Raw genomic sequence first — 24,220 nt, 5'->3', positions numbered from 1 at the left:
CTCGCATGCGCCTCCATGAGGCTAAGTCTTCGGCTCATCTCGCCTGACTAATTGCCACAATAACAAATAATGTAATGCCAGAGGGCTTTCAGGAAGCGCGGCGATGGGAAATATATGCTCCAAATACTACGGCGAGGGCCAAAAGCCTGATCGGCGTCGATGGCCACAGGCACAAGATGCCCATGACCAAAAATAGGACGCGGCTCCAAAAAGAAAGCGGCCGACGCAGAAAGCCTTCTATCCCCCAACCGATGGCCATAGCGGCACCGAGGCCGCCCAAGAAAGCAAAGATATTCCACAGGAAGCCCTCCTGCAAAAGAAGCCCCCCATCGTAACAGAAGGCATAAGGTACGATGAAGGCTAAAAGTCCGAGCCTCATAGCTTGAAAACCTGTCTCGTCCGGGTTCGAACCTGCCAGGGAGCTGGCAGCGTAAGCGGCCAGCGCCACCGGAGGCGTTATGGCTGAAATGATGGCGAAGTAAAACACGAACATATGAGAAGCCAGTGCGGGAAATCCGAGCTTCGCCAAGGCCGGCACAGTCAAGGCTGAGGCCACTATATACGCAGCGGTCGTTGGAAGCCCCATGCCCAACAGTATAGAAAGCAGCATGACGAGCAAAAGGGCCAAGAATGGGATGTTTCTGGCCAGCGAGAATATGAGGCTCACCACCTTAAAGCCCAAACCGGTGAGCGTGACCGACCCGACCACTATGCCGGCTGTAGCACAAGCGATGGCCACGACGAAGATGTTCATCGAGCCGTCGTGAATCGCGTCGAGGATAGCCTTGGGCCCCATGCGATAGCGCGGATCGAAGAGGGACACAATCCAGGCCATCGCTATACCTGCCATAGCAGCCCTCATGGGAGTGTAGCCGTAAAGCAGCATTACAACCAGACCTACCAGCGGGACGACCAAATATATGCGCTTCAACACGGAGATCCGTGATGGCAGCTCTTCCCTGGGGAGTCCAGTCAGGCCTCTCTTCAATGCCCTCATATGGACCATTACAAAAACTGCGACGTAATATAAAAGGGCGGGGACAAAAGCAGCTATGATAACATTTCTGTAGGGGATGCCGAGGAAAGAAGCCATTATGAAGGCACCGGCCCCCATGATCGGAGGCATAACCTGCCCTCCGGAGCTCGCCACAGCTTCTACCGCGCCGGCGAAGGTGGGTGAATATCCTATGCGCTTCATCAACGGTATCGTAAAGGCGCCAGTGGCGTAGACGTTAGCAACAGCCGAGCCGGAGATAGATCCGAACATGGCGGAACTCACCACAGCGATCTTCGCCGGTCCTCCTGGCGAATGGCCGGCGAAGGCTTGAGCCAAATCCATGAAATAAGGACCTATGCCGCTCTTTTCGAGGAAGCCGCCGAATATGAGGAAGATCATGACATAAGTGGCAGAGACCCCGAGCGACGAAGAAAAAATTCCCTCATCGGTGAGATAGAGATGTTCTATGACTCTATGGAAAGAAAAGGGGAAACCTTTGGCTATGCCTGGTAAAAAATGGCCAAAATACATATATGCCGCAAAGAGCCCGCCTATAACGGCCAAAGGCCATCCCACAACCCGTCGCGTCCCCTCTAACAGCAACAACGTGAGCAATGTGCCGAGCAACAATTGGACGGTCGTTACGGGGTCAACCTGAATGACACGATAGATAATAGACTCGTAATTGAAAATGACATACAACCCCGGACACGCGGCCAAGACCGCAAGAGCCCAGTCGAAAGGTGGAACCTCATCCTTGGGACCGGCCTTAGAGGCAGGGTAAAGGATGAACGTGAGTGGAAGAATCCAGAGCAGATGGACGTTTCGCTGCAGATAAGCCTCTAAGCTGCCGAACGTCGCCGTGTAAAGGTGAAACAGCCCCATGGCGACAACATAGAGGTATATAACCGCTTTAAGCGGGCCCTTGAGCTTTCGCACGCTAAACCCTCCTCAAAAATAAATGACGGGCAGCCGCTTAAAACGCTGCCCGTCATTTATAGGCTTTACCTCAACTCTGACCAGAACTTCGCCGCGCCCGGGTGGACAGGGACGCCTTCGGAAATAGCCTCTTTGGGGTTCAGCTCCTTCATGTCTACAAAAGCCTCGCCGAGCTCGTCTTTATGCTCCCACAAGGCCTTGGAAAGCTCGTATACCAGATCCTCCGGCAGGGCCTTGGCCACCACTATACATGTGTAATCGCCAACCGTGGGAACCGGCTCAGTCACGCTCTTGTAAACCCCTGGCTCTATGTCGAATGTAGTCGTTCCATAAACTTCAGCCATGGCATCTCGAGCTTCTTTATCCACAGGAAGCAACACCACATCGACACGGCTTTCTATGTCCATGATGACCGAGGCTACGCGGCTGACCTGAAAGGCAAAGCAGTCCAAGTGGTTGTCGGCCAAAAGGTCTGCCCCGTCGGAGTAAGAGGCGAAGCTCACCGAGCCACCCCAGGACTTGATGTCATTCCAACCAACACCGAAGCCTTTTTCAAAAATGGAACGGATGGAGAACTCCGACGATGTGCCAGGCTTAAGTGTAGCAAAACGGATGGGAAGCTTCTTGGCGACGATATCCTTGACGGATTTAACACCGTTCTTGTCGGCGTAATCCTTGCGCATGATGAAGTATGTATATTGCCTATAGATGTTCGCAAATAGCGCCGTCCCCTCGACCGGCTCTTTGAACGGATCCAGCCCCTTTGCCGCTGCACCAAGCATAGAGGTAGTAGAAAGCCCCAAATCGGCCTCTCCGCGCCCGGCATTCACAACATTGCTTACGCCGCCGCCGCTACCGCTCGTCACTTGGATGACGCTCTTCGTCCACATATCGGCTATGGCCCCACCCAAGGCGAACCACGTCCCCCCTGGAGGGCCAGACGGAAAGCGCAGCTGTGCGGGCCAATTTTCCTTCGCTCCAAAAGCTCCCCCCGTAGCGAAGGCAACCAGAAACACCGCCATCAAGATAACACAACACTTTCTCGCCTTCATAACGACTCACCCCCTGAACATATTATGCTCTATTCCTAACAGTCTCTCTTGATACAAGGAGCTCGCCTCGGTTTGCCGCTAAAGCTGTCAGTGAAGTAAGCGACGCGGGTCTTACTCTTCCATGATTTCCTTCTCTTTATCTTCCATCACTTGATCGACTTTCTTTATGAACTCATCTGTGATATTTTGAATCTCCTCGCGATAACGCTTTAGATCGTCTTCTGTGATTTCACCGTCTTTCTCTTTCTTCTTGGCATCCTCCAAAGCGTTGCGGCGCAAGTTTCGTATAGCCACGCGCGCATCCTCGGCGTGGCGGCGCACAAGCTTGACCAGCTCTGTGCGACGCTCGCGAGTCAGCTCCGGCAACGTTAGGCGAATGCTTTCGCCATCGCTCTGCGGCGTAACCCCTAAAGAAGAAGCCATGATGGCCTTCTCGATGACCTTCACGGCCGACTTATCCCAGGGGATGATCATAAGCTGTCTGGGCTCGGGGACGGCGACCGTAGCAAGCTGTTTTATGGGCATCGTGCTCCCGTAATATTCAACATTTATGCCCTCTACCAGAGCTGGATGAGCCCGAGCCGTTCTCAAAGCTACAAGCTCTTCCTTAAGGTGAGATACCACCTTCTCCATCCGGATAGATAGTTCCTTAAGCATATTATCGGGCATCTCCACTTCCCCTTTCAATCCAAACCTTACCTCAATTTTGCCTTATGTACCCCTGAATATCAACCTTTTGAGGAATCGACGACCGTTCCGACCCGTTCGCCGTCGAGCACTATCCGCCTCAAGTTGCCAGGGCGTAGGATGTTGAAGACGACAATTGGCACGGCATTTTCCATGCAAAGCGAGAAGGCTGTGGCATCCATCACCTTGAGCTGACGCGTCAAGGCTTCCATATAGGAAATATGAGGCAAAAACGAGGCGTCGGGCTCTTTCTCCGGGTCTTTTTCGTATACGCCGTCGACCTTGGTGCCTTTCAGCAGGCAGTCTGCCCGGATTTCAGCGGCTCGCAACGCGGCCGCCGTATCGGTGGAAAAATACGGGGAACCTGTACCTGCAGCGAAGATGACGACTCTTCCTTTCTCTAAATGCCTTATAGCCCTTCTACGGATGAACGGCTCCGCCAACTGCCTCATCTCTACGGCTGTCTGAACGCGCGTCGGCACTTTCAGCCTTTCGAGAGAATCTTGAAGCGCCAAGGCGTTTATGACCGTGGCGAGCATGCCCATATAATCGGCCTGGGCTCTGTCCATGCCTCCCTTAACAGCCTCCACGCCGCGAAAAATATTTCCACCGCCTACTACCATGGCCAACTCCACGCCGGCTTTGGCTACCTCTGCCACCTCACAGGCAATGGCTTCAACAGCTTTCAGGTCGAGTCCGAACGATTTAGAACCAGCTAATACTTCTCCGGAAAGCTTTAAAAGCACCCTACTATAAACAGGCATTTTTCGGCTCCCTCGCAAGTTGCATCATATAATAGCTGAAACGGCGAGGCTTGAACCTCGCCGTTTCAGCTTTACTCTCCAATCGCATAGCGGGCAAAACGACGGACCACTATGTTTTCGCCAAATTTAGCTATGTGCTCCGTGACGATATCCTTTATTTTTCTATCGGAGTCTCGTATCCACCTCTGTTCCAAGAGGCAGGACTCTTCATAAAATTTCTTGAGCCGTCCCTCTACGATTCTGTCCACGATATTCTCGGGTTTGCCTTCATCTAAGGCCTGCTTTCGATAAATCTGTTTCTCCCTTTCTAAATCCTCGGCGGGGACATCCTCGGCGGAAAGATAGGCCGGAGCTGCAGCTGCTATCTGAAGCGTTAACTCGTGCCCCAAATTCATAAACTCATCCGTACGCGCTACAAAATCGGTCTCACAATTCAGCTCAAGCAGCACGCCTATTTTGCCATTGCTGTGGATGTAGCTGAAGATCCTGCCTTCGGCAGCCTCTCTGCCCATCTTCTTGGCTGCCATAGCGATCCCTTTCTCCCGCAGCAGATCTACGGCCTTTTCTATGTCGCCATTGCACTCCTCAAGCGCCTTTTTGCAATCGAGCACGCCGGCGCCGGTGCGAAAACGAAGTTCTTTCAATAAAGCGGTATCGGTAGCCACGTCAATCCTCCTTCCAGCCTTTGCGCCCTTCCAATTCTTCTTCCACGAGTTCTTCTTCAACTTCCGCATACGTTTCGTGGAGTTTCTCCCTGACGGAGATCACTTCCTCGGTCTCCTCCGTTTCGGGCTCCTCTTCTGTCTCTGCCTCTTTGACCGTCAAGGTGCCATCGATGCCTTGTCGCCCCTCGATTATGGCATCCGCCATCAGAGAGGTGATCAGCTTGATGGCCCTTATGGCATCATCGTTGCCCGGTATCGGGAAATTGATGAGTTCGGGGTCACAATTAGTGTCCACAATAGCTACGACAGGTATGCCGAGCTTGTGGGCTTCTTTAACTGCGATCTCCTCCCGCCGCGGGTCGACCACGTATAACGCATCGGGGATATCCTTCATGTCGCGGATCCCAGAAAGGTATTTCTCCAGTTTCGCGCGCTCTTTTCGAAGCTTGATGACTTCCTTCTTGGGATAACGCTCGAACTCGCCGGACTCCTCCATCTCTTGGAGTCGGATCATATAGCGCACCCGCCGTGCTATGGTTTGGAAGTTCGTGAGCAGTCCTCCGAGCCAGCGTTGGTTGATATAAAACTGCCCGCAGCGCTGGGCCTCCTCGGCGATTGTCTCCTGGGCCTGCCTCTTGGTTCCCACAAATAACACGCTTCCGCCGCCCTTCGAGACCTCCCTCAGGAAATCGTACGCCCTCTCAAGCCCTTTTACCGTCTTCTGGAGATCGACTATGTAGATGCCGTTCCTTTCGGCAAATATGTAGGGCTTCATCTTGGGGTTCCAACGCCTGGTTTGGTGTCCGAAGTGAACACCGCTTTCCAAAAGCTGTTTCATCGAAACGATTGCCAATGCTTTCCCTCCTTTTGGTTGTCCTTCCTCCACCGCCCTCTCCTGCCCCTGGCACTCTCTTTTAAGGGCACCCCCAGGGACATCAGACGATGTGTGTGTTTAAGCCACGGGGAAGTATACCATAGCTTGCAGTTGACCTTCAAGCTCTCAACGCTTAACATTGAGCGAAAGGGATCAAATACTCATAGGGGGTTCGGATGGTGGCTAAAAGTGCTCTCGTGCAACAAGTTGAGGACGTTGCACCGGAAAAAAGGGCAATCCTGAACAGGTTAAAGCGCGTAGAGGGCCAACTTCGCGGAATCCAGCGCATGATCGTCGAAGACAGACCCTGCCGCGACATCCTAATCCAACTATCGGCCGCCCGCAAGGCCATGCAGCAAACCTGTATAGAGATACTGAAGGGCTACGTTCACAAATGCTTCAGAGAGGGCAAGCCGACTGAAAAGAGTTTGGAAGAGCTCGAGACGGTCGTGAGCACCCTCCTGGACATAGCGCCACTGCTCGCGCAAGAAGAAAAGGCCGAGGAAGAATAATTGGCAACGCGCAAAAATATGAGCGGGAAGCCCAGCTTCGCCGTGGCACCCGAAGGTTACCGCTTACCGTTGCTCCCTTCCGGGCCTGGCGGGGTTCACGGGCCTTCGCCGCACGGGGCCGGGCCCCCCGCAACTTTGGCGGAGAGGGTGGGATTTGAACCCACGAAGCGGCTTCTAACCGCTTACTCGCTCTCCAGGCGAGCGCCTTGGGCCTCTCGGCCACCTCTCCGTTGAACGCTATCTACATGGCGGAGAGAGTGGGATTCGAACCCACGAGGCGGCTTCGAACCGCCTAGTCGATTTCGAGTCGACCGCCTTCGTCCTCTCGGCCATCTCTCCACATTCGATGCTTAAGCCTTACGCCTCGAGTAAAAGAAGCTTCGCAACAGCTCGCTGCTCTCTTCTTCTAAGACGCCCCCTACGACCTCCCGCCGCGGCGACACCCTGCCATCGTTCAAAAGATCATAGATGGAACCGCACGCCCCGCCCTTCGGATCCTGGGCACCGTAGAGGACTCGCTTTATGCGGGTTTGCAAAATCGCCCCGGCGCACATAAGGCATGGTTCGAGGGTGACATATAAGACGCAACCCTCTAACCTCCAATCGCCGAGCTCGTAAGAAGCCTCTCTCAGCACCAGAATCTCGGCGTGAGCTGTGGGGTCTTTCAGTTCTTCGCGGCGATTGCGAGCGCTTGCAACCAAAGCATCGTTCCTTGTCACCACCGCCCCCACCGGCACTTCGCCCCTAAAAACTCCTTTTCTCGCTTCCTCCAAGGCCAGGCGCATAAAATACAAATCCCTTGCGGAGGCATTTCGAGGCACAGTCAATTTATAGCACATCCCAAGCGTTGTCAAGGCCCCTTGGCGGGCCTGCCCACGCGGTTTTCCGTGCCGGAAAGCAGCCTATCTATATTGTCCTTATGCCTCGCGATCGTAAGCACTGCCAATGAGGCGGTGGCAAAGATATAGACGCGATCTGCTCCCAGCAGCCAAAAGAAGAACGGCGCACATGACAGAGAAATCATCGAGGCGAGGGATACATAGCGAAAGAGACGAACCAAGATCCACCACAAGGCGCCGCTCGCCAAGGCGACCAGTGGGTGATAGGAGAAGACGACGCCGAAAGTGGTGGCTACGCCCTTGCCTCCTCTAAATTTCAGCCAAAGCGGGAATACATGCCCACAAACGCTGGCCACGCCCACCAGGGCCAAAATGAGGTGGTCGTCCGCCCATGGGCGAGCCAACGTTACGGCCAAACCGCCTTTGACGATATCGAAGGCACCGACCGCCATGGCCCACCTCCTGCCTAAAAGGCGACCCACGTTGGTGGCTCCTATATTGCCGGAACCATAGCGCCGTATATCCTCGCCGCGGATGGCCTTGACCACCAGATAGCCTGTCGGGATGGAGCCGAAAAGGTAACCGAAAAGCACCCAGAGCCAATCCATCTATCATTTGCCCCTCAACGCTAAGGCATCTACAGCCACAGCGCCATGCCCTTCATCCAGCACGATGACCGGGTTGACATCGAGCTCCTTCAAGTCCTTCTCCACATAAGCCAGCTCCGAGATCCGCCTGGTCATATCCGCCAAAGCCGAAATGTCCTTTTTGGTACTCCCGCGGGCACCGGCCAAAAGCGGGAAGCCTTTCAGCGATCGCACCATCTCCAACGCTTCCTCTTCATCTACGGGACAGCGACGCAGTGCCACGTCTCTCAAAACCTCGACGTATATTCCGCCCAAACCCACGGCTATGATTGGGCCAAAGACGGGATCCCTTTTCGCCCCTATCATACACTCAAGCCCGCCCTCGACCATCTCTTGGACGAGCACTCCTTTGATCTGGGCATCTTTGTCGAAGCGACGCGCGCGTTCGAGGAGCCTGCCATAGGCATTCCGTACCTCCTCTTCGTCGCTGAGGCGAAGGGCAACGACGCCGGCCTCGGTCTTGTGCAAGATCTGGGGGGAAATGACCTTTAAAGCCACGGGAAAACCGATGTCGTTAGCCGCAGAGAGCGCTTCTTCCAGGCTCAAACAGAGTTTTTCCCTGGTGATGGGGACCCCGTAATGGGCGAGGAGCAATTTGGAATCGTACTCCGTCAGCTCTTCGGGCAGCGTCGAGAGAAAGGGGACAGAAGCTTCGATCGCGGGACGCATCGGCGCTCTACCGGTCTGCCACTTGACCATCGAGGCCAGTGCAAAGGCGCACCTCCGCAGGCTGCGATAGACCGGCAGGCCTGCAGCGTGAAGCTGCTTCAAAAACTGCCCTCCATGTTCTTCATCTATAAGCCAAGAGCATAGGATAGGCTTGGAGGAACGGCGAAAGGCCCTCTCCAGCTCGTCCGCCATTGCCTGCCCAGAGCTGCCCGTGATCATGGATATTATGCAGACTACGGCATCTGCCTCGCCGGAAGAGAGCGCAGAATCGAGGCATATAGGAAAACCCTCCGGATCGTTTATGACCTGAGCGGTCATGTCGACGGGATTGGCGGGAGACCCGAATGGCGGAATGTGCGCTGCTATGCGCTCCTGGATTTGCGGCGAAAAACGAGGCACATCAAGGCCAAGATCGGAACATCGATCTGCCATGATTATGCCGGCGCCGCCGGACGTTGTCAGTATCGCCACCCTCTTGCCTTCCGGGCGCTGCGGCGCAGCAAAGGCAATGCCTAAGTCTATCATGTCCTCTACATCATCGAGCTCTATAGCTCCATATTGCCGCAAAACCGCTTCCCACACGACCCTGTCCCCGGCAACGGCTGCGGTGTGACTCTTCGCCGCAGCCTGCGCCGATGGGCTCTTGCCGGCCTTCAATACTGCCACAGGGATCTCCTTCTCCTTGGCGGTCCGCAGCAACTCCAAAAAACGCTCTCCGTCGTTCAACCCTTCCAGATAAACGAGCAGGAGGCGCACCTCTGGATCCTTTAAAAAGTGCATGCCGAAATCCACCACATCCAGATCCGCCTGGTTGCCGGTCGTCACGACGTAACGAAAGCCGACCCCTCCGTCCACAGCGAGCGAATACGACGAAAATCCGAAGGCGCCACTCTGGGACACATATGCCACCGGACCTTTACAAGGCCTATCGCTGTCGAGGGAGGCAGAAAAGCTCAAAGGGATGCCCCGTGCGAGGTTCGCAAGTCCCTGGCAATTAGGCCCCACTATTCGCACGCCGCCTTTTCTGGCGAGCTCGATCACCCGCTCCTGAGAAGTCGCGTCGCCGCTCTCGGCAAAGCCGGAGGAAAAGATCACCACAAAAGGAACGCGCCGCGCCGCGCACTGCTCGATCACCTCAGGCACAAGAGAGGAGCGAACAGCGATCAGAGCCACATCGGGGGTCTCCGGCAACGACAAAACATCGGGGAAACACGGAAGGCCATGGAGAGATTCGTACTTTGGATTGACGGGGTAAATGCGCCCGTCGAATTTATATCGCAGCAGCAGCTTCAAAGGCCTACCTGAGATGCTTTCTAAATTGGACGAAGCCCCAACTACCGCCACGCTCTTAGGGCAAAGCAACGCGTTAAGGTCTTGCGGCACGGCTTTCCCTCCTCGCTTAAGACACAAGCACTTATGGAGGCTCTGATGACCTAAGCCTCCGTAGCGTTTTTTATTCTTACGACCACAACTATACACCTTGAAGCGAACTATGCGGAAGAGAGGGCGGCAATTCTCGCCTTCGAAGCAAAAAGAGGTAAAAGGGCACAAAAATGGTGCCGAGGGGGGGACTCGAACCCCCATGGGTTTCCCCACACGCCCCTCAAACGTGCGTGTCTACCAGTTCCACCACCTCGGCACTACGCCAGCGATTATAGCAACCGGGGCGCAAATCCGTCAAGGCTGTCCGGGCCTTTGCCGCTCATCTGCGGAAGAAAGCCGCACCTTTGCGCTTTTGCGCGAGCTGACAAATTCACAATCCTCTATCGTCTTCGAGCTTCCTTTATGCGGGCGGCTTTACCGCTGAGCTTGCGCAGGTAGTAGAGTTTGGCCCTCCTCACCTTGCCCCTACGCACAATCTCGATCTTGTCTATGACCGGAGAATAAAGGGGGAAGATGCGCTCCACCCCTACGCCGCCGGAGACCTTGCGCACTGTAAAGGTCTCTCTGACGCCGCCATGCTTCCTCGCTATTACAACGCCTTCAAAGATCTGGATACGCTGCCTATTGGCCTCCGAGACTTTAACGTGCACTTTCACGGTATCGCCTGGCCTGAAATCCGGCACTTCCTTGGTTTTAAAACGCCTCTCTATAAGAGCGACCCTTGGGTCCATCGCTATATCCTCCTTCTAAATTCTTTCTCGATAAAGTCAAATGTTTTAAAAAAACAAGATTCGGTCACAGCGCATGTTGCTCCGTTGCATTGTAGCATAGACACATAAGAGACAAAAGTTCGATCACGCCAACCGCTCAAAAATAAAATTGGAAAGACCTGGCACGACAAACGGTTACCTCGAGCCGAACAGGCGATCTAATACCACCGAAACCTCGCAAGAGAGCGGGATTTTATCCCCCCTCTCGTCCAAACACATCATAGTGTCAAAGTGCGACGCTTCCTTCGCAAGGAGCTCATCGGCACAAAAGACCAGGGAGAGCGGAAGGTCTCTTTCAAGGACGCGCCTCTTCAACTCAAGCCAATGAACGCCGCCGCAGGGCGCTTCCGTCATGCCAACCACATAAGGAACCTTCTTTTCGCTCTTCCCTATCCATGACATAGCACTCTCTAACGAAGAAAAGCGCTTTACCATCGACAAATCTGTCGTGACGGGTTTTTGCAGAGGCGTCACGACGAGCACCTTCTTTGCGCCATAAGCGCCAGACACCGTGCATATCCGCTCGAGCTCCTCGAGTGATATATCCGGCGCCGAAAACAACGTGACGTAAAAGCCACAGCTCAAATAGGGCAAAATATTGGCCCGGCTCAACAGATCCGGCCTGCGGACGATCGTCCTGTCTGCAGCCTGCCTTCGCCTCCAGTCGAGGACCGCGCCATGATCGCCAGATAGCAAAACTTCGGGGACTCGCTTTCCTCTCCACTCGACAGGGCGAGTGTAATGAGGGTGATCGAGAAAACCCCTGAAAAAGGAATCCTCTGCGACGGACTCGGCCTTACCCACCACACCAGGGAGCTGACGAGACACAGCGTCAATTATAACCATAGCGGGGAGCTCTCCTCCCGTCAAGACATAATCCCCTATCGACAGCTCCAAATCCACGCAGCTCTCCACGAAGCGCTCGTCCACCCCCTCGTAGTGACCGCAGGCGATGATCAGGTGATCCTCCTGGGCCAAGCTTTCGACTACCTCCTGCGACAGCATGACCCCTTGAGGAGAGGGGAAAATGACCATGGCCCTCCCAGAGATGCTACACGCTGCCTGCACGGCCTTATAGAGCGGCTCGGCCATCAGCACCATACCACCGCCGCCGTAAGTATAATCGTCCACCTGCCGGTGCTTGCCCTCAGCGAAGTCGCGCAAGTTCAAAAGCTCAACTTCTATGAGGCCAGAGGATATAGCCCTGCCGATTATGCTCGAGGATAGAAACCCGTTGAAAATCTCGGGGAAGGCGGTTATGACAGAAAAACGCTTCACTCCCACAACCCCTCGATCAAGGTCACCTCGATGACTCCCTCGTCTAAATCGATCCGCCGAACAACGTCTCTTATGGCGGGGAGAAGCTTTTCCTCTCCCGAGGCAGCTTTCACCACATAGATGTCGTTAGCGCCGGTCGACAATACGTCTATAACTTCACCCAAGACCTCGCCAGTAGCGAGATCTTTCACGGCGAGGCCCACGATATCTTCTATCCAGTATTGCCCATCAGGCAGGACGGCGCGATGCTCTTTGGCCACCTTTATGAGCATGCCCCTAAGGGACTCCGCTGAGCCGCGATCACCAAACTCCTCAACCTCTACAAGGAACTCTCTCTTGGCGTCCAAAAACTTTGCCATCCTGACATGGAGGCAACGGATAAACTCACCATCATCGCTATAAAGGTTGAGCTCCTTCTGTCTCAAGAAGCGCTCAGGAAAGTCGGTGAGCGGCACCACCCTCATTGCGCCCTTGATGCCATGAGCACCAGCCACTACGCCGACGGTGACGAGCTCCTTTGAGTCTGCGATCTCTTTTCACCTTCCGCTTTTCGTTTTAATCGGCCCTCGGACACAATCTGTAGAAATATTGTCTCACTCGACGACGTCGACCTCGACCCTTTCGCCCGACTTCATAGACGCAGCCTTGACGACCGTCCTGATGGCGTTAACCGTGACGCCTCTCCTGCCTATGACGCGCCCCAAATCTTGAGGGTCAACGCTGACCTTGACCCTCACTGTGCCGCTATCGCGCTCTTCTGTAACGCTCACGGCATCGCTTACAGTCACGAGCTGCTTCACGATGCCCTCGACCAAGCGGCAATAATCCGGCATACCTATAGCTGACCCGCCTTTGCGCTCTCTTCGAATTTGCTCCAGACTCCGGCTTTGACCAGGATCGAGCGAGCCGTGTCGGATGCCTTCGCCCCTGCCTTGAGCCAATATAGGGCCCTCTCTTCGTCGACCGCTATCTCGGCAGGGTCCCTCAACGGATTATAGTGGCCTATTTTCTCGATAAAGCGCCCGTCTCTCGGCGAGCGGGAGTCCGCCACCACTAAGCGATAAAATGGCAATTTCTTGCGGCCATGCCTGGCCAAACGAATGCACACCGCCATAAGATAAAACACCTCCACAAACTATTGAAATAATTCTTTAGGCAACTTGAAACCCTTTGCCTTGCCTTTGTTCAGACGCTTCCAAATCCCTTTCATTTCTTCATATTGCTTTAATACCTGGTTCACTAACTGAACACTCGTGCCTGACCCCTGCGCTATCCGGCGCCTGCGGCTTCCCTTGATGATTTCAGGGCGCCGTCTCTCCTCCGGCGTCATAGAGAGTATAACAGCTTCCACATGTTTAAGCCTCTTAGGGTCCACCTCTACGCCTTTCAACTGTTTTAGCTTGCCAGGCAGAGGAACCATCTCCAGGACCTTTTCCAGAGGGCCAAGCTTCTGAAGTTGTCGAATCTGAAGCAACACCTCTTCCATAGTAAAACGGTTTTCCTTTAAGCTCTTGGCCAAACGCTCCGCTTCGCCCATGTCGGCAGTGGACTGGATCTTCTCCACAAGGCCGGCTACGTCTCCCATTCCCAAGATGCGCTGGGCCATCCGGGCGGCGTCAAAGACTTCCAGATCGTCCAAGTGTTCCCCAACACCCACGAGCCTCACTGGAACCCCTGTCGCTGCCCTTATCGCCAAGGCAGCGCCGCCCCGTGCATCGCCGTCGAGCTTTGTCAATATTGCCCCTGTAATAGACAGACGCTCTTTAAATGTCAAGGCTACGTTTACCGCCTCTTGCCCCGTCATGGCATCCACTACGAGCAAAATCTCATGAGGGGAGAGGAGAGCCTTCATTTTAGCCAGTTCATCCATGAGCGCCTCGTCCACATGAAGACGACCAGCCGTATCGAATATAATAACATCTACGAGCCGATCTCGCGCATACGACATAGCCTCTTCGGCCACCCTAAGAGGGTCGCCTGACGTATAAGGCGCAAAACAGGGTATTTTCGCCTCGCTCGCCAAAACCTTGAGCTGCTCTACCGCCGCAGGCCTTTGCAGGTCGCAGGCCACAACCATCGGCCTATGACCGGAAGATAAGCGCTTCGCGAGCTTTACGGCCGTCGAAGTCTTGCCGGAACCTTGAAGCCCCACGAGCATATAAAGGGTTGGCGGGTTCGAAGCGACAGCGAGAGGCTCTGCCCCTCCGCCCATGAGTGAGATGAGCTCCTCATATACTATGGCGAGGACTTGTTGAGCAGGCGTGATTGAATCGAGGACGGCTCGTCCTACAGCTCTTTCTTTCAGGCGCGACGTGAATTCCTTTACGACCTTATAGTTCACGTCGGCTTCAAGAAGGGCGCGCCTCACCTCTCGAAGCGCCTCCTCCACGTCGGCCTCCGTGAGTTTTCCCTTGCTTCTCAGCCTGGAAAACGCACCCTCCAGGCGCTCTCTTAAACCCTCAAACATAGACATTCCCCCAGAAAGCAGCTCGATTATATTATGAGGAGCGCCTCAAACTGTCAAGTCACCGGCGGTCGTAACGTATCGACTTTCTGCAGGGCAGTTGTTTATTAAAATCTGACATGGTACCATTCTCTGGCTTTTTATTTGCTTTGAATTTTGGTGCTTTTGGAGATGGGAATAGGTTTGAAGGTTCAAGGAAGTTTGTATGCTTTTTTAGAGGGGGTTCGCGACGAAACCCCTCTACTCTTTGCCGTTGTGCCATTCGGAGTAATTTACGGCATTACGGCTTTAGAGGCAGGTTTGACAAAACTCCAGACTCAATTGATGTCTTGCATGATCTTTGGCGGTTCTTCGCAATTCGCGGCCAGCAAACTCTTTGCCGAGGCCGCTCCTTGGTCTGTGATTGTCCTCACGGTAGCGATAATAAACTTGCGTCATTTGCTCTACAGTGCTTCGGTTGCGCCATATTTACAAGAGCTCTCATTCGGTTGGAAAGCCCTTTTGGCATATCTTTTGACCGATGAAGCTTATGCCGTAACTATAAATCACTATCAAAAACAACAAGAGCACAGCTATGGACACCTATACTTTTTAGGTGCCGGCATTGCCTTATGGATAAGTTGGCAGCTGAGCACTGCGGTTGGTATCACTTTAGGTAAAATGCTTCCTCCGAAGTGGCCACTGGATTTTTTCCTCCCTTTAACCTTTATCGCTATTTTGGTCCCAACTTTAAAGAGCCATTCAAGTGTTATCGTGGCTCTTGTGGCAGGGGTTTCATCTTTATTGCTTTATGAACTCCCCTATAAATTAGGCCCAATCGCGGCGGCCTTGATCGGCATAATGAGCGGTTTTGTTTTAGAGGCAAGAAGAAGGCGGCCATGAAAGTATGGCTGGTTTTATTTTTAGGGGGAATTTTAACTTATCTTACGAGGCTATCTTTCGTCTACCTCTTTGGTTTATGGGAAATGCCTTTGTGGTTGCAAAAATCCTTGCGCTACGTGCCACCGGTTGTACTATCAGCTTTAATAGCGCCTGAGCTTTTCATAAGGTCAGGCCAGTTTTTAATTTCTTTTGAAAACATGAAGCTGCTGGCAGGCATAGTGGCTATCATAACTGCTATTTTTACGAAAAGTATGTTTTGGACAATATCGTCAGGAGTTCTTTTTATGCTGATTTCCGATATTTTAACAAAGTACCTATAGAATGGAGTGGGTAAAAGGGTCAGAACCATCGCCTTAATTGCTTTACAAGCTCAGTCTGACTTTTATACTGCTGTACAGTGAAATCGTTAATAACTTGCGATGAAAAAGAAGGCCGATAAAGCAGTAATGATGACGGTAACGATATAAAAGCGGAGCCTGCCTGTGTGGAGTTTGGCGACCAAGGCAGGGCAGCACGCCAGGACGACATAGATTTTGGTTAACAAACTATCCACGTCGTGGGTTTTGTGGTCTGCTGGGGCCAGAACCTTCCTGAGCACCAAAAACAGGATTCCACCGATAAAAATAGGAACGACCGCCGAGAGGATAGCGTCGCTTTCGAAAAAAGCTGGACAATTTATCTGCATAAAAGTGGGTAAAACCTGCGGACGAAGTCCTAAAAAAACAGTTCCCGCAGCAAGAAGTCCCATTCCTGCGTTGCGAAATTTGTCTTTTTTAGCGCGGGGCAGTTCTTTTGCGCATGGCTGTAGCGGCTGTCTGTCCTTAGCAAAAAAACCAAAATATCCGAGCTTGCAGAAGGACAAAACAGTTCCCACGCTTGCCGCCTGGAGCATCCAAAGGATGGCGTAATGGGATGTTTCTTTCAACGAGGTTTTTACCATGGCCTTGCTAGCGAAGCCACTCATGCCAGGAAAGCCCGCTATTGCCAGAGCTCCCACCAAAAATAGCGCAAAAGTGAGGGGGAAGGTACGCGCAGCTCCGGAGCCCAAAAAACGGAGATCTCTAGTCCCGTACGCCTTTTCGAGGGTGCCCACAGTCAGAAAGAGAAGACCTTTAAAGAGTGCGTGAGCTACGGCATGATAGGCACCAGCGGCAACGCCAAGAGCCGTCCCTGCCCCTATGGCAGATACTATATAGCCGAGCTGGCTCACAGTATGGTAGGCCAGCAGTCGTTTTGCATCATGCTGCATGAGGGCCTGAAAGACACCGTAGAGGGCCATAGCGGGGCCAAGAAACAAAAGCGCCGGTGCTGCAGGGGGCGAAACCAGCCTGGCGAGTCCATATATACCAAGCTTGACGGCAAAACCCGACAGCAGAGCGCTTGCTGGGGTGGGTGCCTCGCTATGGACCTTTGGGAGCCAGAAATGTAGTCCAGGTAAGGCAGCCTTGATACCGACTCCAGGTATAAAAAGCCAAAGCAGTTTGGCGGGGACAGGCCCCATAGCGGCCGTACCTGTTTCGCGCAACATGAAAGCCGCGCCAAGAAGGACTAAAAGCGACCCCGAAAGCTGAGCCAACAGATAGTAAACAGCGGTGCGGAAATTCACCGGCAGGATCATGAAAAAGAGCACGACTGAGGATAATTCGAGGAACAGAGCGAAAAAGAACCAGTCACTTGAAAAAACAGAAAGACACGAAAAAAGACAAAAGAGCCAGGGGGCAATGGAGAAAAGTTTGCGTTCCCTCCTGTTTTCGGGTTTTGCATATCCAAGGGAATAAATCGAGACTGCGGCTGTCATAAACAGGGCCAACGTCGCCATCAATATGGAGAGTGGGTCGAACACAAAAGAAAGCCTCAATCCCGCCGACATCAACACCTCATCACCCCAACCCGCAAAGTGCTACCATCGTGACAAGAAAAAAGACCACAAATCCGGCAGTGAAGCCAATAGTTAAAGAGACCAGGCAATGAGCCAGCTTCAACCGCACCAAAAAGAAGCACCCGGCGCAGTATAGCGCTTCGCTTCCATTGTCATTCCAAAAACACCGCCGCTACATACCCCGCCCTATCCATGGCGCAAATCCCTATTTCCGAAAAGACACCCCAGAGAGGAGGAAAGAAAGGGGCAAACCCCAGAATAACGCAGCATACCGAAAAAGCTCCCGCAACCAAGAAAGGCCAGTAAGGATTTTCCCGTGCAGGCGGAGCGTCACCGGGTGAATAAAAGGCTGACAAAATGCGCAGGTAGTACAAGGCCGAAAGAACTGTCCCAATCGCCAGAGCCAGGGCTGGAACTATGTTTCCTGCAGACACAGAGGCGAGCATCAGATACCACTTACCCATGAAACCGCTTAGCGGAGGAATGCCTATTATCGCTGCAGCCAGTATAGTGAAGATAACAACAAACCCACGGCGATGATGATAAAGACCCCGCAGTTCCGAAATGTTACGAGTCTTCATATCTTCTGTAATATGTCCCGCCGTGATAAACAACCCGGCTTTCATGAACATGTGATTGACCGCGTGAAAAGCGGCCGCGGTGATCCCTGCCGCCGTGCCTACTCCTACGCCTATTAAAATATAACCGATCTGTGCCACCGTAGAATAAGCAAGAAGCCTCTTTATGTCTTCCTGTCTCAGCGCCATCAGATGCCCGCCCATTACGGACAACACTCCCACCGCGGTAATTACGGCAAAGATGTTCGGTCTTGCTTCAAGAAAAAATAAAAGCGATACCCTTATTAGGGCATATACGGAGATCTTTACTACCACACCCGAAAGAAGGGCACTCACTGCCGTCTGTGCCGATGAGTGGGCGTCAGGTAGCCAAAAGTGAACCGGGAAAGCGCCAATTTTTATAAAGAGCCCCACTAACAAACAGACAGCAATCACAGTCAGCGTTTCTTTCGGAATTTGCGAAAGTGATACCGAAAGGATTGCCATATTCAGGGAGCCTGTGGCCATGAAGATATAGGCAATACCGAGCAGAATAAAGAAGGCTCCGACAGTTCCCATCACGAGGTATTTTAGCCCCGCCTCTATGGCCTGCCAGGACATGGTAAAGGCAACTAGGAGATATGCTGCCAGCGAGAATATCTCGTAGAAGACGAAGAGGTTGAATATGTCTCCCGTGACTATAACGCCGTTCATGGCCCCTTGGAGTAGGAAAAAGATAACGTAGTATCTCCAGGGCCCACTTTTTAGGCGCCCGTAGGAACACAGAAATGCGCCGCCACCTCCTATGGCCACAAGGACCAAAAAAAAGGCTGACAACTTGTCCACAACGAACACTATTCCAAGTTCAGCAGGCCACCCTCCAAGGAATGAAAGAGTGTATTGTCGCCATCCAGAAAAAGCTGCAGCAAGGGTAATCGCGAAGATGGCAAACTCGAAAAGTGGAATGGCCCACTTTAGCAGGGATTTTCGAAAAAGATATACCAGCGGGATCAAAAACCCCCAGGCAAGAGGCGTAACTATGGCCAAGACTGGAGTCATCCACGAAGTCCTCTGATCTTATCCAGGTCCACTGTGCCATATCGCTGGTGGAGCTTCATTATGAGAGCAAGAGCCATAGCGACGTCGCTTGCTCCAATTACAATCGCCGTCAGCGTAAAGGCATGGGGAAGGGGATTAACGGCAACGCCGTTTATCGGTATGATGGGGGGTACTCCACCAGGAATGTAGCCAGAAGTCACTATTAAAAGCAGCACTGCAGACTCCATGAGCGCAAGCCCTATGACAGTTTTAAAAAGGTTTCTTTTTGAGATTATCGTATACAGGCCTATGCAGAATATCAAGATAGCCGTACCGTAGCTCAACCTGATCACCGTCACGGTTTATCCACCTCCGGAGATTCTTCAGGTCTTACCTCCAAAAACTTGACCATGCTATAAAAAATGGTTGACATACCCGCACCAACTTTCATTCCAACAGCAATGTTAAGTAGCGGTATGGTGCCTCCGCTAAGAAAACTCCCCACCTCGCCCTTGGGAAAACCCGCCGCTACATTGGCCAAAAAACCTGCTCCGGCGCAGAATCCTATAAATCCGATAAGAGTAAAGAGAACGGCTCCCGACGATTCGATGAATTCCTTTGCCTTGGGGTTAATCTTGGCGGCTTCAAAGTTGGACCCATAAACTATGCAAAAGAGGATCGTAGCAGTCGCAAAAACTACTCCGCCTTGAAAACCCCCACCAGGGGTAAGGTGGCCCATGAGGACTATACCAGCAGCGTATAACAACAGGAAGGGAACAACGAAACCGAGCCCCCTTTTTACGATGAACGAAAGCCCTATCGAAGACTTCCTATATTTACTTTTGGCAAAAAGTAGAGCAATACCGCAGACGGCCGTATAAATCACCGTGGCCTCACACAGAGTGTCAAGAGCCCGATAGTCGAACAGGATAGCCGCAACTATGTTAGAGGCTCCGGTTTCTTCGGCTGTCTTTTCGATGTAATGCACCGCTGGGCCCGTGATGTATTCGGGTTCCTCCAAAACCACGATACCCTTCCAGAGCCACCATCCCAGAGAAAGGCAAAGAAATAATGCCGCTATGCGGGGGAAAACCGACAGCCTTGGCATTAATTGCCATCCTTTCCCCAAAGGCCTTGTTTTTTCGTTTGACTATACGCAACCAAAAACAGCGACGTAATAAGCCCCGAGCTAATAACAGCCTGTGTCAAACCCACATCGGGCGCCTGAAGTATAACAAATGCAATGACAAGTAAAACGCTAAATACAGAGAGGCTTATCACTGCGCTTAAGATGTCCTCTATCTCGGAAGCAACTGCGGCAGTCAAAACCAGAAAGCCGCAGATCAAAGCGTAGAAGGAAATGTTCACGACTGTATTTCCTCCTTGCTGTTGGCCAGAGCTTCACTATAGTCATCCTTGAAGACAATTTTGGGCCTAATACCGTGACGAAAGCATGCCCTGGCAATGGCATGAGACGAAAGGGGGTTTGTGAACACGAAGAAAAGGGCAATGAGGAGTATCTTTGCCGTAGCCTGCCAGGTTGGGGCGTAAATCGCCGCACCGACTAAAACCATCAAAGCTCCTCCGGTAAGTGCCTTCGTGCCGGCGTGAATTCGCGCATAAACATCTGGAAACCTTATTATCCCCAAAGCCGAGGTTATGGAGAAAAACACACCGACGACCATAAAGGTATAAGCGACGACAAGAGACACTTCGATCCTCATCGATGGAGCTCTCCATGCTCAAAGTATTTAGCCATTATAAGCACGTCTGCGAAAGCCAAGACCGCAAAGGCCAAAGCTATATCCAGGAAGATGCCGTTCCCAAAGACCAAGGCCAGTAATGTCAGTACCGTGGTCAGAATGATAGACAGGGCGTCGGCTGCGACAATTCTGTCGGGAACCGTAGGGCCCACTATAACTCGCCAGAATCCCGCTATCGCTGCAAGCATGAGCCCCCACAAGACAAAAAATATCATTCCATGAGCCTCCTCAGTCGCTCCTCAAGGTGTCTGATTTCCTCGCGGGCAGAGCATGCATCCAATGTGCTGAGGTTCAAGGAGTGCACAAAAAGACTATGATTAGTTATGTCGGTGTCAACAGTCAAGGTGCCCGGCGTAAGAGTGATTTGATTTGCAAGGATCACGAGAGTAGTTTTGTTTTTAAGGCCGGTCTCAACCTTGATAATTCCCGGCATCAGTTCAATGCGGGGCCTTAGCGCCAAAAAGGCCACCTGTGCGGTCGCCTTAAAAATATTCCAGGCATAAAACGGAAAAAAGACCACTGCCTCACGCAGGCGAAAATGCAACGGAGACTCCACGTGATGTTGTATTTCGTGAGCCGACGAAAAAAAAGTCCGCCAAGTGATGCGGGTAACAACCATGCTGAGCACAATTCCGATCGCCAGAACCGACAACTCCACTCTGCCTGTAAACAGTACCCAGAATGAAAAAAGAGCGAAGAAAAGGACAACAGGTGCCTTTCTGTAAGTCCGCAAGCGGTTCCCCCTTTTCACGGAACAATTGCAGGCTGATGAAGGAGTAATCAAAACTAATTCATCGACAAAAAGATCGTATAAATTTTACCCAAAACGCCTAACGACACAAAGGCCAAAATCCTTAACCCCATTGCCCACAATTCCACTTTGTCTAACAACTAACAAAAAGGGCAATCATCCTCACGGACTCCTTCAAAAACATGCCAGTTGCGCCATCGTTAAGCACAATGCTTTAATCCATAGCCTACAAAGAAGGCAAGATCCCTGACGCTTGACGAGCTATCCAAATAACCCACATGCCACACATTTTACACTATAGAGATGAACGCATATTCCTCTGCTTCTGATGAATGTCTGATTTGGTTTTTATAACTCTCAAGGATTTTCGTCAACCCCTAAGCGGTTTACCTACCTATCATGCCGGCGTATTATCTGATATAGAAGTCCAAAAAGAAGTGCTCGTCACTCGATAATCAGCCCTATAATAAAAAGAAAAGAGCAAAGATGAAACTGTCCAAAATGACCATAAAGGAATTCATAGAAGGACTGGCTTCCGGCTCCCCTACCCCAGGTGGAGGGAGCAATGCTCCATTGTCGGCATCACTCGGCGCCGCCCTGATCTCCATGGTGGCGACCCTTGCCGTGGTAAAGGAAAAGTATCGGGACAGGCGGAAGGCCATGGAAGATGTCGGCAAGAGAGTAGCGGATCTGAAAATCCACCTTTTGGAACTTACGGAAGATGGCATTGAGGCGTTCGATACCTTCATGGCCGCCCTGAGGCTCCCAAAGGAAATATGGAAATATGGAAGACGAAAAAACCGCCGAAGAGAAGCCACCCAAGAGGCTGAGAAAGAGACCTTTCATGTGTCTATGAGGACCCTTCGTGTCGGCCACGACGTCACGACGCTGGCTGAAACGGCTTGCGTCATGTAAAACCCTAACGCCATTTCGGATATCGGAACAGCGGCTACTCTCGCCCAAGCTGCGGCCCGTTCACCAGCCTACAACGTCAAGATCAACCTCATGGAGTTAGCGAATGAAACCTTAACCGTCGACGCGAGAAGTAAAATAGACACTCTCCTATCTGAGATCAAAAACCACGTGGCCAATGTTGAAGAAGCCACAGGAAGTTTCCTTAGATGATAAAGAAACGGGCAGGCCTTGGTAAAGATCGGGAATTGCTACAGGAACGCTTGAGAGAGAGGATTTTCGTAGAACGAGGGGAATAACATGTTAAACGACAAGACCATGAAGCTTGGCTTGAGGCTCCCCGAATATCCAGAGTTCGCAGAAGGTATCCGTAGCGGGGAAACGGGGGTGTAAACGATTGAAAAGGATATTGGCATATTTTCTTGATCGCCCAAACAGGTTCGTCGTTAGGGTCGAGACCAAAAATGGCGTCGTCTCCGCTTACCTGCCAAACCCAGGAAGGCTGTGGGAAATCTTGTTGCCAGGCACTCCATTGCTACTGGCGGCGTCATCGGGCACATTGCCGTATGTAGTCATGGCCGCTAAAAGGGCGAACGAATGGATACTGCTGCACACTCACATGGCCAATCGCGCGGCGAGACACATGCTCGCGAGAAACCTCGTTCCCGGACTCGAGGATTCTGAGCTGATACGGCCGGAATTTACGATAGGCGATAGCCGTTTCGACTTTTTGCTCGAAAGGGACGGCCAAAAGGTCTTGCTGGAAGTCAAATCCTGCACGCTCTTCGGAAAAGAGGTAGCTGCCTTTCCTGACGCCGTCACCGCGAGGGGTAAAAGGCACATCGAGGAGATGGCCAGGCTGACTAAGGAGGGTTTCAAAGCCTTCCTGTTGTTCATTGTAAATTCTTTAAGCCCAAGGGCGTTCATCCCAGACTACCACACCGATTTCGACTTTGCGACTGCCCTTGCGAATGCCCGCAACATCATCGACATAGCCCCTGTCGCAGTGCGTTGGGACGAAGAGCTCACAATGCGGGTAAATCCCGAAAGGCTTACCATCCCTTGGCAAATTATCGATAGGGAAATGGCCGATAGCGGCGCCTATATGGTTATTTTCGAGCTGAAGGAGCCGAAGACTATAAAAATCGGCTCCTTAGGAGAGATTTCCTTCCGCCCAGCGTATTACGTCTACGTCGGCTCCGCCAAAAAGAACCTGTCGGCGCGCGTTAATCGCCACAGCAGAAAGAGAAAGAACGAGCATTGGCATATAGATTATCTGAGCAGCGCTTCCAAAGCTACACGTCTTCTTCCCATAAGGACCCAAGAAGACATAGAATGTCTCCTATCGAAGGATCTCATGGGGATATGCGACTTCGCTATAACCAACTTCGGCGCAAGCGATTGCGATTGCAGATCGCATTTGTTCGGCTTCTTGAAAGACCCCATTAAACGCACCGACTTCGTAAATTTGCTGCTCTACTATCGTTTAGACAGGCCGTACAGGGGCGCCCTTATCGGGCACACCTCATCCACGTCAGGCATGCCTCTCGCCGGCATCGCTCCAAGCACGCGTCTCCACCTCTGAGAGGAGGCCCCACAGGGCCACCAAAAGGCGTCTTTTGTCTCCCAAGATGTGCTCCAGGGCATGTTTCACCTTGTCGTCCTCTATCATGTGCCACCGTGCCTGGATGTCGTTCATAGAGCGAAGCTCCTCAGCCAAAGTCTCTCGGAGCAGTTCGGCCACCTCTAAGGGGTCGCTCACATGGTGATGACCTACGGATTCAGGAGTAATGACGTCGCACACTTCCTTTAACCTCCCTCTCGCTTGTGTTATGCTAATTAACGTCGGGCTGCAGAGCCCAATACGTTAAATTTATTTTAACATCTCATAGCTGGAG

Annotated in this window: 28 protein-coding genes, 3 tRNA genes, 1 other RNA gene and 1 pseudogene; 5 read left to right on the top strand and 28 right to left on the bottom strand. The window is 52.4% G+C overall.

Going from position 1 to position 24,220, the window contains the following annotated elements; all coding sequences use genetic code 11:
- Nucleotides 1-88: 88 nt before the first annotated feature.
- The 6 genes from EZM41_RS05415 to rpsB form a co-directional block, all read right to left on the bottom strand.
- Nucleotides 89-1,936 carry a TRAP transporter fused permease subunit gene (locus tag EZM41_RS05415; protein ID WP_198470109.1) on the bottom strand — a complete coding sequence of 616 codons (1,848 nt, stop codon included), beginning with the start codon at nucleotides 1,934-1,936 and terminating at the stop codon, nucleotides 89-91.
- Nucleotides 1,937-2,001: 65 nt separating this feature from the next.
- Nucleotides 2,002-2,988, bottom strand: a complete 987-nt coding sequence (locus EZM41_RS05410) for a TAXI family TRAP transporter solute-binding subunit (protein ID WP_198470108.1) — start codon at nucleotides 2,986-2,988, stop codon at nucleotides 2,002-2,004.
- Between the two features lie 111 nt (nucleotides 2,989-3,099).
- Nucleotides 3,100-3,657, bottom strand: a complete 558-nt coding sequence (frr, locus tag EZM41_RS05405) for a ribosome recycling factor (RefSeq protein WP_198470107.1) — start codon at nucleotides 3,655-3,657, stop codon at nucleotides 3,100-3,102.
- A 59-nt stretch (nucleotides 3,658-3,716) separates the two neighbouring features.
- The gene (gene pyrH / locus EZM41_RS05400; protein WP_198470106.1) at nucleotides 3,717-4,439 is read right to left on the bottom strand and encodes a UMP kinase; all 723 of its coding nucleotides are present in this window, start codon (nucleotides 4,437-4,439) and stop codon (nucleotides 3,717-3,719) included.
- Between the two features lie 71 nt (nucleotides 4,440-4,510).
- A complete protein-coding gene (tsf, locus tag EZM41_RS05395) occupies nucleotides 4,511-5,104 on the bottom strand; it encodes a translation elongation factor Ts (RefSeq protein WP_342449242.1) in 594 nt (197 codons plus the stop codon).
- 1 nt (nucleotide 5,105) lies between these two features.
- A complete protein-coding gene (gene rpsB, locus EZM41_RS05390; RefSeq protein WP_198470104.1) occupies nucleotides 5,106-5,957 on the bottom strand; it encodes a 30S ribosomal protein S2 in 852 nt (283 codons plus the stop codon).
- Between the two features lie 200 nt (nucleotides 5,958-6,157).
- Here rpsB and EZM41_RS05385 point away from each other — a divergent pair, with 200 nt between their 5' ends.
- Nucleotides 6,158-6,490 carry a metal-sensing transcriptional repressor gene (locus tag EZM41_RS05385; RefSeq protein ID WP_198470103.1) on the top strand — a complete coding sequence of 111 codons (333 nt, stop codon included), beginning with the start codon at nucleotides 6,158-6,160 and terminating at the stop codon, nucleotides 6,488-6,490.
- A 25-nt stretch (nucleotides 6,491-6,515) separates the two neighbouring features.
- Here EZM41_RS05385 and ffs read toward each other — a convergent pair.
- The 13 genes from ffs to ffh all read right to left on the bottom strand — a co-directional run bounded on the left by ffs (nucleotide 6,516) and on the right by ffh (nucleotide 14,543).
- Nucleotides 6,516-6,615, bottom strand: an RNA gene (gene ffs / locus EZM41_RS05380) — signal recognition particle sRNA small type.
- Nucleotides 6,616-6,626: 11 nt separating this feature from the next.
- Nucleotides 6,627-6,719 (bottom strand) — tRNA-Ser (locus EZM41_RS05375).
- Nucleotides 6,720-6,736: 17 nt separating this feature from the next.
- A tRNA-Ser gene (locus EZM41_RS05370) sits at nucleotides 6,737-6,829 on the bottom strand.
- Nucleotides 6,830-6,840: 11 nt separating this feature from the next.
- Nucleotides 6,841-7,311 (bottom strand): tRNA adenosine(34) deaminase TadA, encoded by a 471-nt coding sequence (gene tadA, locus EZM41_RS05365; protein ID WP_342449247.1) that lies wholly within the window; start codon nucleotides 7,309-7,311, stop codon nucleotides 6,841-6,843.
- A gap of 29 nt (nucleotides 7,312-7,340) precedes the next feature.
- Nucleotides 7,341-7,937 carry a glycerol-3-phosphate 1-O-acyltransferase PlsY gene (gene plsY / locus EZM41_RS05360; protein WP_198470102.1) on the bottom strand — a complete coding sequence of 199 codons (597 nt, stop codon included), beginning with the start codon at nucleotides 7,935-7,937 and terminating at the stop codon, nucleotides 7,341-7,343.
- Nucleotides 7,938-7,940: 3 nt separating this feature from the next.
- The gene (locus EZM41_RS05355; protein ID WP_342449241.1) at nucleotides 7,941-10,028 is read right to left on the bottom strand and encodes an acetate--CoA ligase family protein; all 2,088 of its coding nucleotides are present in this window, start codon (nucleotides 10,026-10,028) and stop codon (nucleotides 7,941-7,943) included.
- A gap of 171 nt (nucleotides 10,029-10,199) precedes the next feature.
- Nucleotides 10,200-10,284 (bottom strand) — tRNA-Leu (locus EZM41_RS05350).
- A 124-nt stretch (nucleotides 10,285-10,408) separates the two neighbouring features.
- Nucleotides 10,409-10,759, bottom strand: coding sequence for a 50S ribosomal protein L19 (rplS, locus tag EZM41_RS05345; RefSeq protein WP_198470100.1), 351 nt, complete (start codon nucleotides 10,757-10,759; stop codon nucleotides 10,409-10,411).
- Nucleotides 10,760-10,933: 174 nt separating this feature from the next.
- A complete protein-coding gene (gene trmD / locus EZM41_RS05340; protein WP_198470099.1) occupies nucleotides 10,934-12,076 on the bottom strand; it encodes a tRNA (guanosine(37)-N1)-methyltransferase TrmD in 1,143 nt (380 codons plus the stop codon).
- Nucleotides 12,073-12,606, bottom strand: coding sequence for a ribosome maturation factor RimM (gene rimM / locus EZM41_RS05335; protein ID WP_342449246.1), 534 nt, complete (start codon nucleotides 12,604-12,606; stop codon nucleotides 12,073-12,075). Before rimM ends, trmD begins: the two co-directional genes overlap by 4 nt.
- A 63-nt stretch (nucleotides 12,607-12,669) precedes the next feature.
- On the bottom strand, nucleotides 12,670-12,909 hold the full coding sequence (locus EZM41_RS05330) for a KH domain-containing protein (RefSeq protein ID WP_198470097.1): 240 nt from the start codon (nucleotides 12,907-12,909) through the stop codon (nucleotides 12,670-12,672).
- A gap of 2 nt (nucleotides 12,910-12,911) precedes the next feature.
- Entirely contained in the window at nucleotides 12,912-13,190 is a 279-nt protein-coding gene (gene rpsP, locus EZM41_RS05325; protein ID WP_198470096.1) for a 30S ribosomal protein S16, read from the bottom strand.
- Between the two features lie 21 nt (nucleotides 13,191-13,211).
- Nucleotides 13,212-14,543: a signal recognition particle protein gene (ffh, locus tag EZM41_RS05320; RefSeq protein WP_198470095.1), complete on the bottom strand. Its 1,332-nt coding sequence runs from the start codon at nucleotides 14,541-14,543 to the stop codon at nucleotides 13,212-13,214.
- A gap of 168 nt (nucleotides 14,544-14,711) precedes the next feature.
- On the opposite strand from ffh, the gene EZM41_RS05315 reads away from it, so the two are divergent.
- Nucleotides 14,712-15,422, top strand: coding sequence for an AzlC family ABC transporter permease (locus EZM41_RS05315; protein WP_198470094.1), 711 nt, complete (start codon nucleotides 14,712-14,714; stop codon nucleotides 15,420-15,422).
- Entirely contained in the window at nucleotides 15,419-15,742 is a 324-nt protein-coding gene (locus EZM41_RS05310; RefSeq protein ID WP_198470093.1) for an AzlD domain-containing protein, read from the top strand. Before EZM41_RS05315 ends, EZM41_RS05310 begins: the two co-directional genes overlap by 4 nt.
- Nucleotides 15,743-15,828: 86 nt before the next feature.
- Here the strand turns inward: EZM41_RS05310 and EZM41_RS05305 are convergent, their stop codons facing one another.
- The 8 genes from EZM41_RS05305 to EZM41_RS05270 form a co-directional block, all read right to left on the bottom strand.
- Nucleotides 15,829-17,292 carry a proton-conducting transporter transmembrane domain-containing protein gene (locus EZM41_RS05305; protein WP_198470092.1) on the bottom strand — a complete coding sequence of 488 codons (1,464 nt, stop codon included), beginning with the start codon at nucleotides 17,290-17,292 and terminating at the stop codon, nucleotides 15,829-15,831.
- A gap of 161 nt (nucleotides 17,293-17,453) precedes the next feature.
- Complete coding sequence (locus EZM41_RS05300) at nucleotides 17,454-18,917, bottom strand: complex I subunit 5 family protein (protein ID WP_198470091.1); 1,464 nt, start codon at nucleotides 18,915-18,917, stop codon at nucleotides 17,454-17,456.
- Complete coding sequence (locus EZM41_RS05295; protein ID WP_198470090.1) at nucleotides 18,914-19,255, bottom strand: NADH-quinone oxidoreductase subunit K; 342 nt, start codon at nucleotides 19,253-19,255, stop codon at nucleotides 18,914-18,916. The genes EZM41_RS05300 and EZM41_RS05295 overlap by 4 nt, the downstream gene beginning before the upstream one ends.
- Entirely contained in the window at nucleotides 19,252-20,004 is a 753-nt protein-coding gene (gene mbhE / locus EZM41_RS05290) for a hydrogen gas-evolving membrane-bound hydrogenase subunit E (protein WP_198470089.1), read from the bottom strand. The genes EZM41_RS05295 and mbhE overlap by 4 nt, the downstream gene beginning before the upstream one ends.
- On the bottom strand, nucleotides 20,004-20,264 hold the full coding sequence (locus EZM41_RS05285) for a hydrogenase subunit MbhD domain-containing protein (RefSeq protein ID WP_198470088.1): 261 nt from the start codon (nucleotides 20,262-20,264) through the stop codon (nucleotides 20,004-20,006). The genes mbhE and EZM41_RS05285 overlap by 1 nt, the downstream gene beginning before the upstream one ends.
- Nucleotides 20,261-20,620 carry a monovalent cation/H(+) antiporter subunit G gene (gene mnhG / locus EZM41_RS05280; RefSeq protein WP_198470087.1) on the bottom strand — a complete coding sequence of 120 codons (360 nt, stop codon included), beginning with the start codon at nucleotides 20,618-20,620 and terminating at the stop codon, nucleotides 20,261-20,263. Before mnhG ends, EZM41_RS05285 begins: the two co-directional genes overlap by 4 nt.
- A complete protein-coding gene (locus tag EZM41_RS05275; RefSeq protein WP_198470086.1) occupies nucleotides 20,617-20,874 on the bottom strand; it encodes a monovalent cation/H+ antiporter complex subunit F in 258 nt (85 codons plus the stop codon). The genes mnhG and EZM41_RS05275 overlap by 4 nt, the downstream gene beginning before the upstream one ends.
- On the bottom strand, nucleotides 20,871-21,410 hold the full coding sequence (locus EZM41_RS05270) for a Na+/H+ antiporter subunit E (protein ID WP_342449245.1): 540 nt from the start codon (nucleotides 21,408-21,410) through the stop codon (nucleotides 20,871-20,873). The genes EZM41_RS05275 and EZM41_RS05270 overlap by 4 nt, the downstream gene beginning before the upstream one ends.
- A gap of 486 nt (nucleotides 21,411-21,896) precedes the next feature.
- Between EZM41_RS05270 and EZM41_RS05265 the strand changes: the two are divergent.
- Nucleotides 21,897-22,535: pseudogene (locus EZM41_RS05265) on the top strand (cyclodeaminase/cyclohydrolase family protein).
- 184 nt (nucleotides 22,536-22,719) lie between these two features.
- The gene (gene sfsA, locus EZM41_RS05255) at nucleotides 22,720-23,907 is read left to right on the top strand and encodes a DNA/RNA nuclease SfsA (RefSeq protein WP_198470084.1); all 1,188 of its coding nucleotides are present in this window, start codon (nucleotides 22,720-22,722) and stop codon (nucleotides 23,905-23,907) included.
- On the opposite strand, the gene EZM41_RS05250 is transcribed toward sfsA, so the two are convergent.
- On the bottom strand, nucleotides 23,857-24,126 hold the full coding sequence (locus EZM41_RS05250) for a hypothetical protein (protein WP_198470083.1): 270 nt from the start codon (nucleotides 24,124-24,126) through the stop codon (nucleotides 23,857-23,859). The genes sfsA and EZM41_RS05250 overlap by 51 nt on opposite strands.
- Nucleotides 24,127-24,220 lie beyond the last annotated feature (94 nt).

The organism is Acetomicrobium sp. S15 = DSM 107314, assembly GCF_016125955.1.
In the GTDB taxonomy this organism is placed as follows: domain Bacteria; phylum Synergistota; class Synergistia; order Synergistales; family Thermosynergistaceae; genus Thermosynergistes; species Thermosynergistes pyruvativorans.
This window is presented reverse-complemented; position numbering and strand designations above follow the sequence as displayed.

Bases quoted from the DNA above. Each gene is read 5' to 3' on its own strand.
- EZM41_RS05410 (WP_198470108.1), bottom strand. From the start codon at position 2,988: ATGAAGGCGAGAAAGTGTTGTGTTATCTTGATGGCGGTGTTTCTGGTT.
- frr (WP_198470107.1), bottom strand. From the start codon at position 3,657: ATGCCCGATAATATGCTTAAGGAACTATCTATCCGGATGGAGAAGGTG.
- pyrH (WP_198470106.1), bottom strand. From the start codon at position 4,439: ATGCCTGTTTATAGTAGGGTGCTTTTAAAGCTTTCCGGAGAAGTATTA.
- plsY (WP_198470102.1), bottom strand. From the start codon at position 7,937: ATGGATTGGCTCTGGGTGCTTTTCGGTTACCTTTTCGGCTCCATCCCG.
- rplS (WP_198470100.1), bottom strand. From the start codon at position 10,759: ATGGACCCAAGGGTCGCTCTTATAGAGAGGCGTTTTAAAACCAAGGAA.
- EZM41_RS05330 (WP_198470097.1), bottom strand. From the start codon at position 12,909: ATGCCGGATTATTGCCGCTTGGTCGAGGGCATCGTGAAGCAGCTCGTG.
- rpsP (WP_198470096.1), bottom strand. From the start codon at position 13,190: ATGGCGGTGTGCATTCGTTTGGCCAGGCATGGCCGCAAGAAATTGCCA.
- ffh (WP_198470095.1), bottom strand. From the start codon at position 14,543: ATGTTTGAGGGTTTAAGAGAGCGCCTGGAGGGTGCGTTTTCCAGGCTG.
- EZM41_RS05315 (WP_198470094.1), top strand. From the start codon at position 14,712: ATGGGAATAGGTTTGAAGGTTCAAGGAAGTTTGTATGCTTTTTTAGAG.
- EZM41_RS05310 (WP_198470093.1), top strand. From the start codon at position 15,419: ATGAAAGTATGGCTGGTTTTATTTTTAGGGGGAATTTTAACTTATCTT.
- EZM41_RS05305 (WP_198470092.1), bottom strand. From the start codon at position 17,292: ATGTCGGCGGGATTGAGGCTTTCTTTTGTGTTCGACCCACTCTCCATA.
- EZM41_RS05300 (WP_198470091.1), bottom strand. From the start codon at position 18,917: ATGACTCCAGTCTTGGCCATAGTTACGCCTCTTGCCTGGGGGTTTTTG.
- mbhE (WP_198470089.1), bottom strand. From the start codon at position 20,004: ATGCCAAGGCTGTCGGTTTTCCCCCGCATAGCGGCATTATTTCTTTGC.
- mnhG (WP_198470087.1), bottom strand. From the start codon at position 20,620: ATGAGGATCGAAGTGTCTCTTGTCGTCGCTTATACCTTTATGGTCGTC.
- EZM41_RS05275 (WP_198470086.1), bottom strand. From the start codon at position 20,874: ATGATATTTTTTGTCTTGTGGGGGCTCATGCTTGCAGCGATAGCGGGA.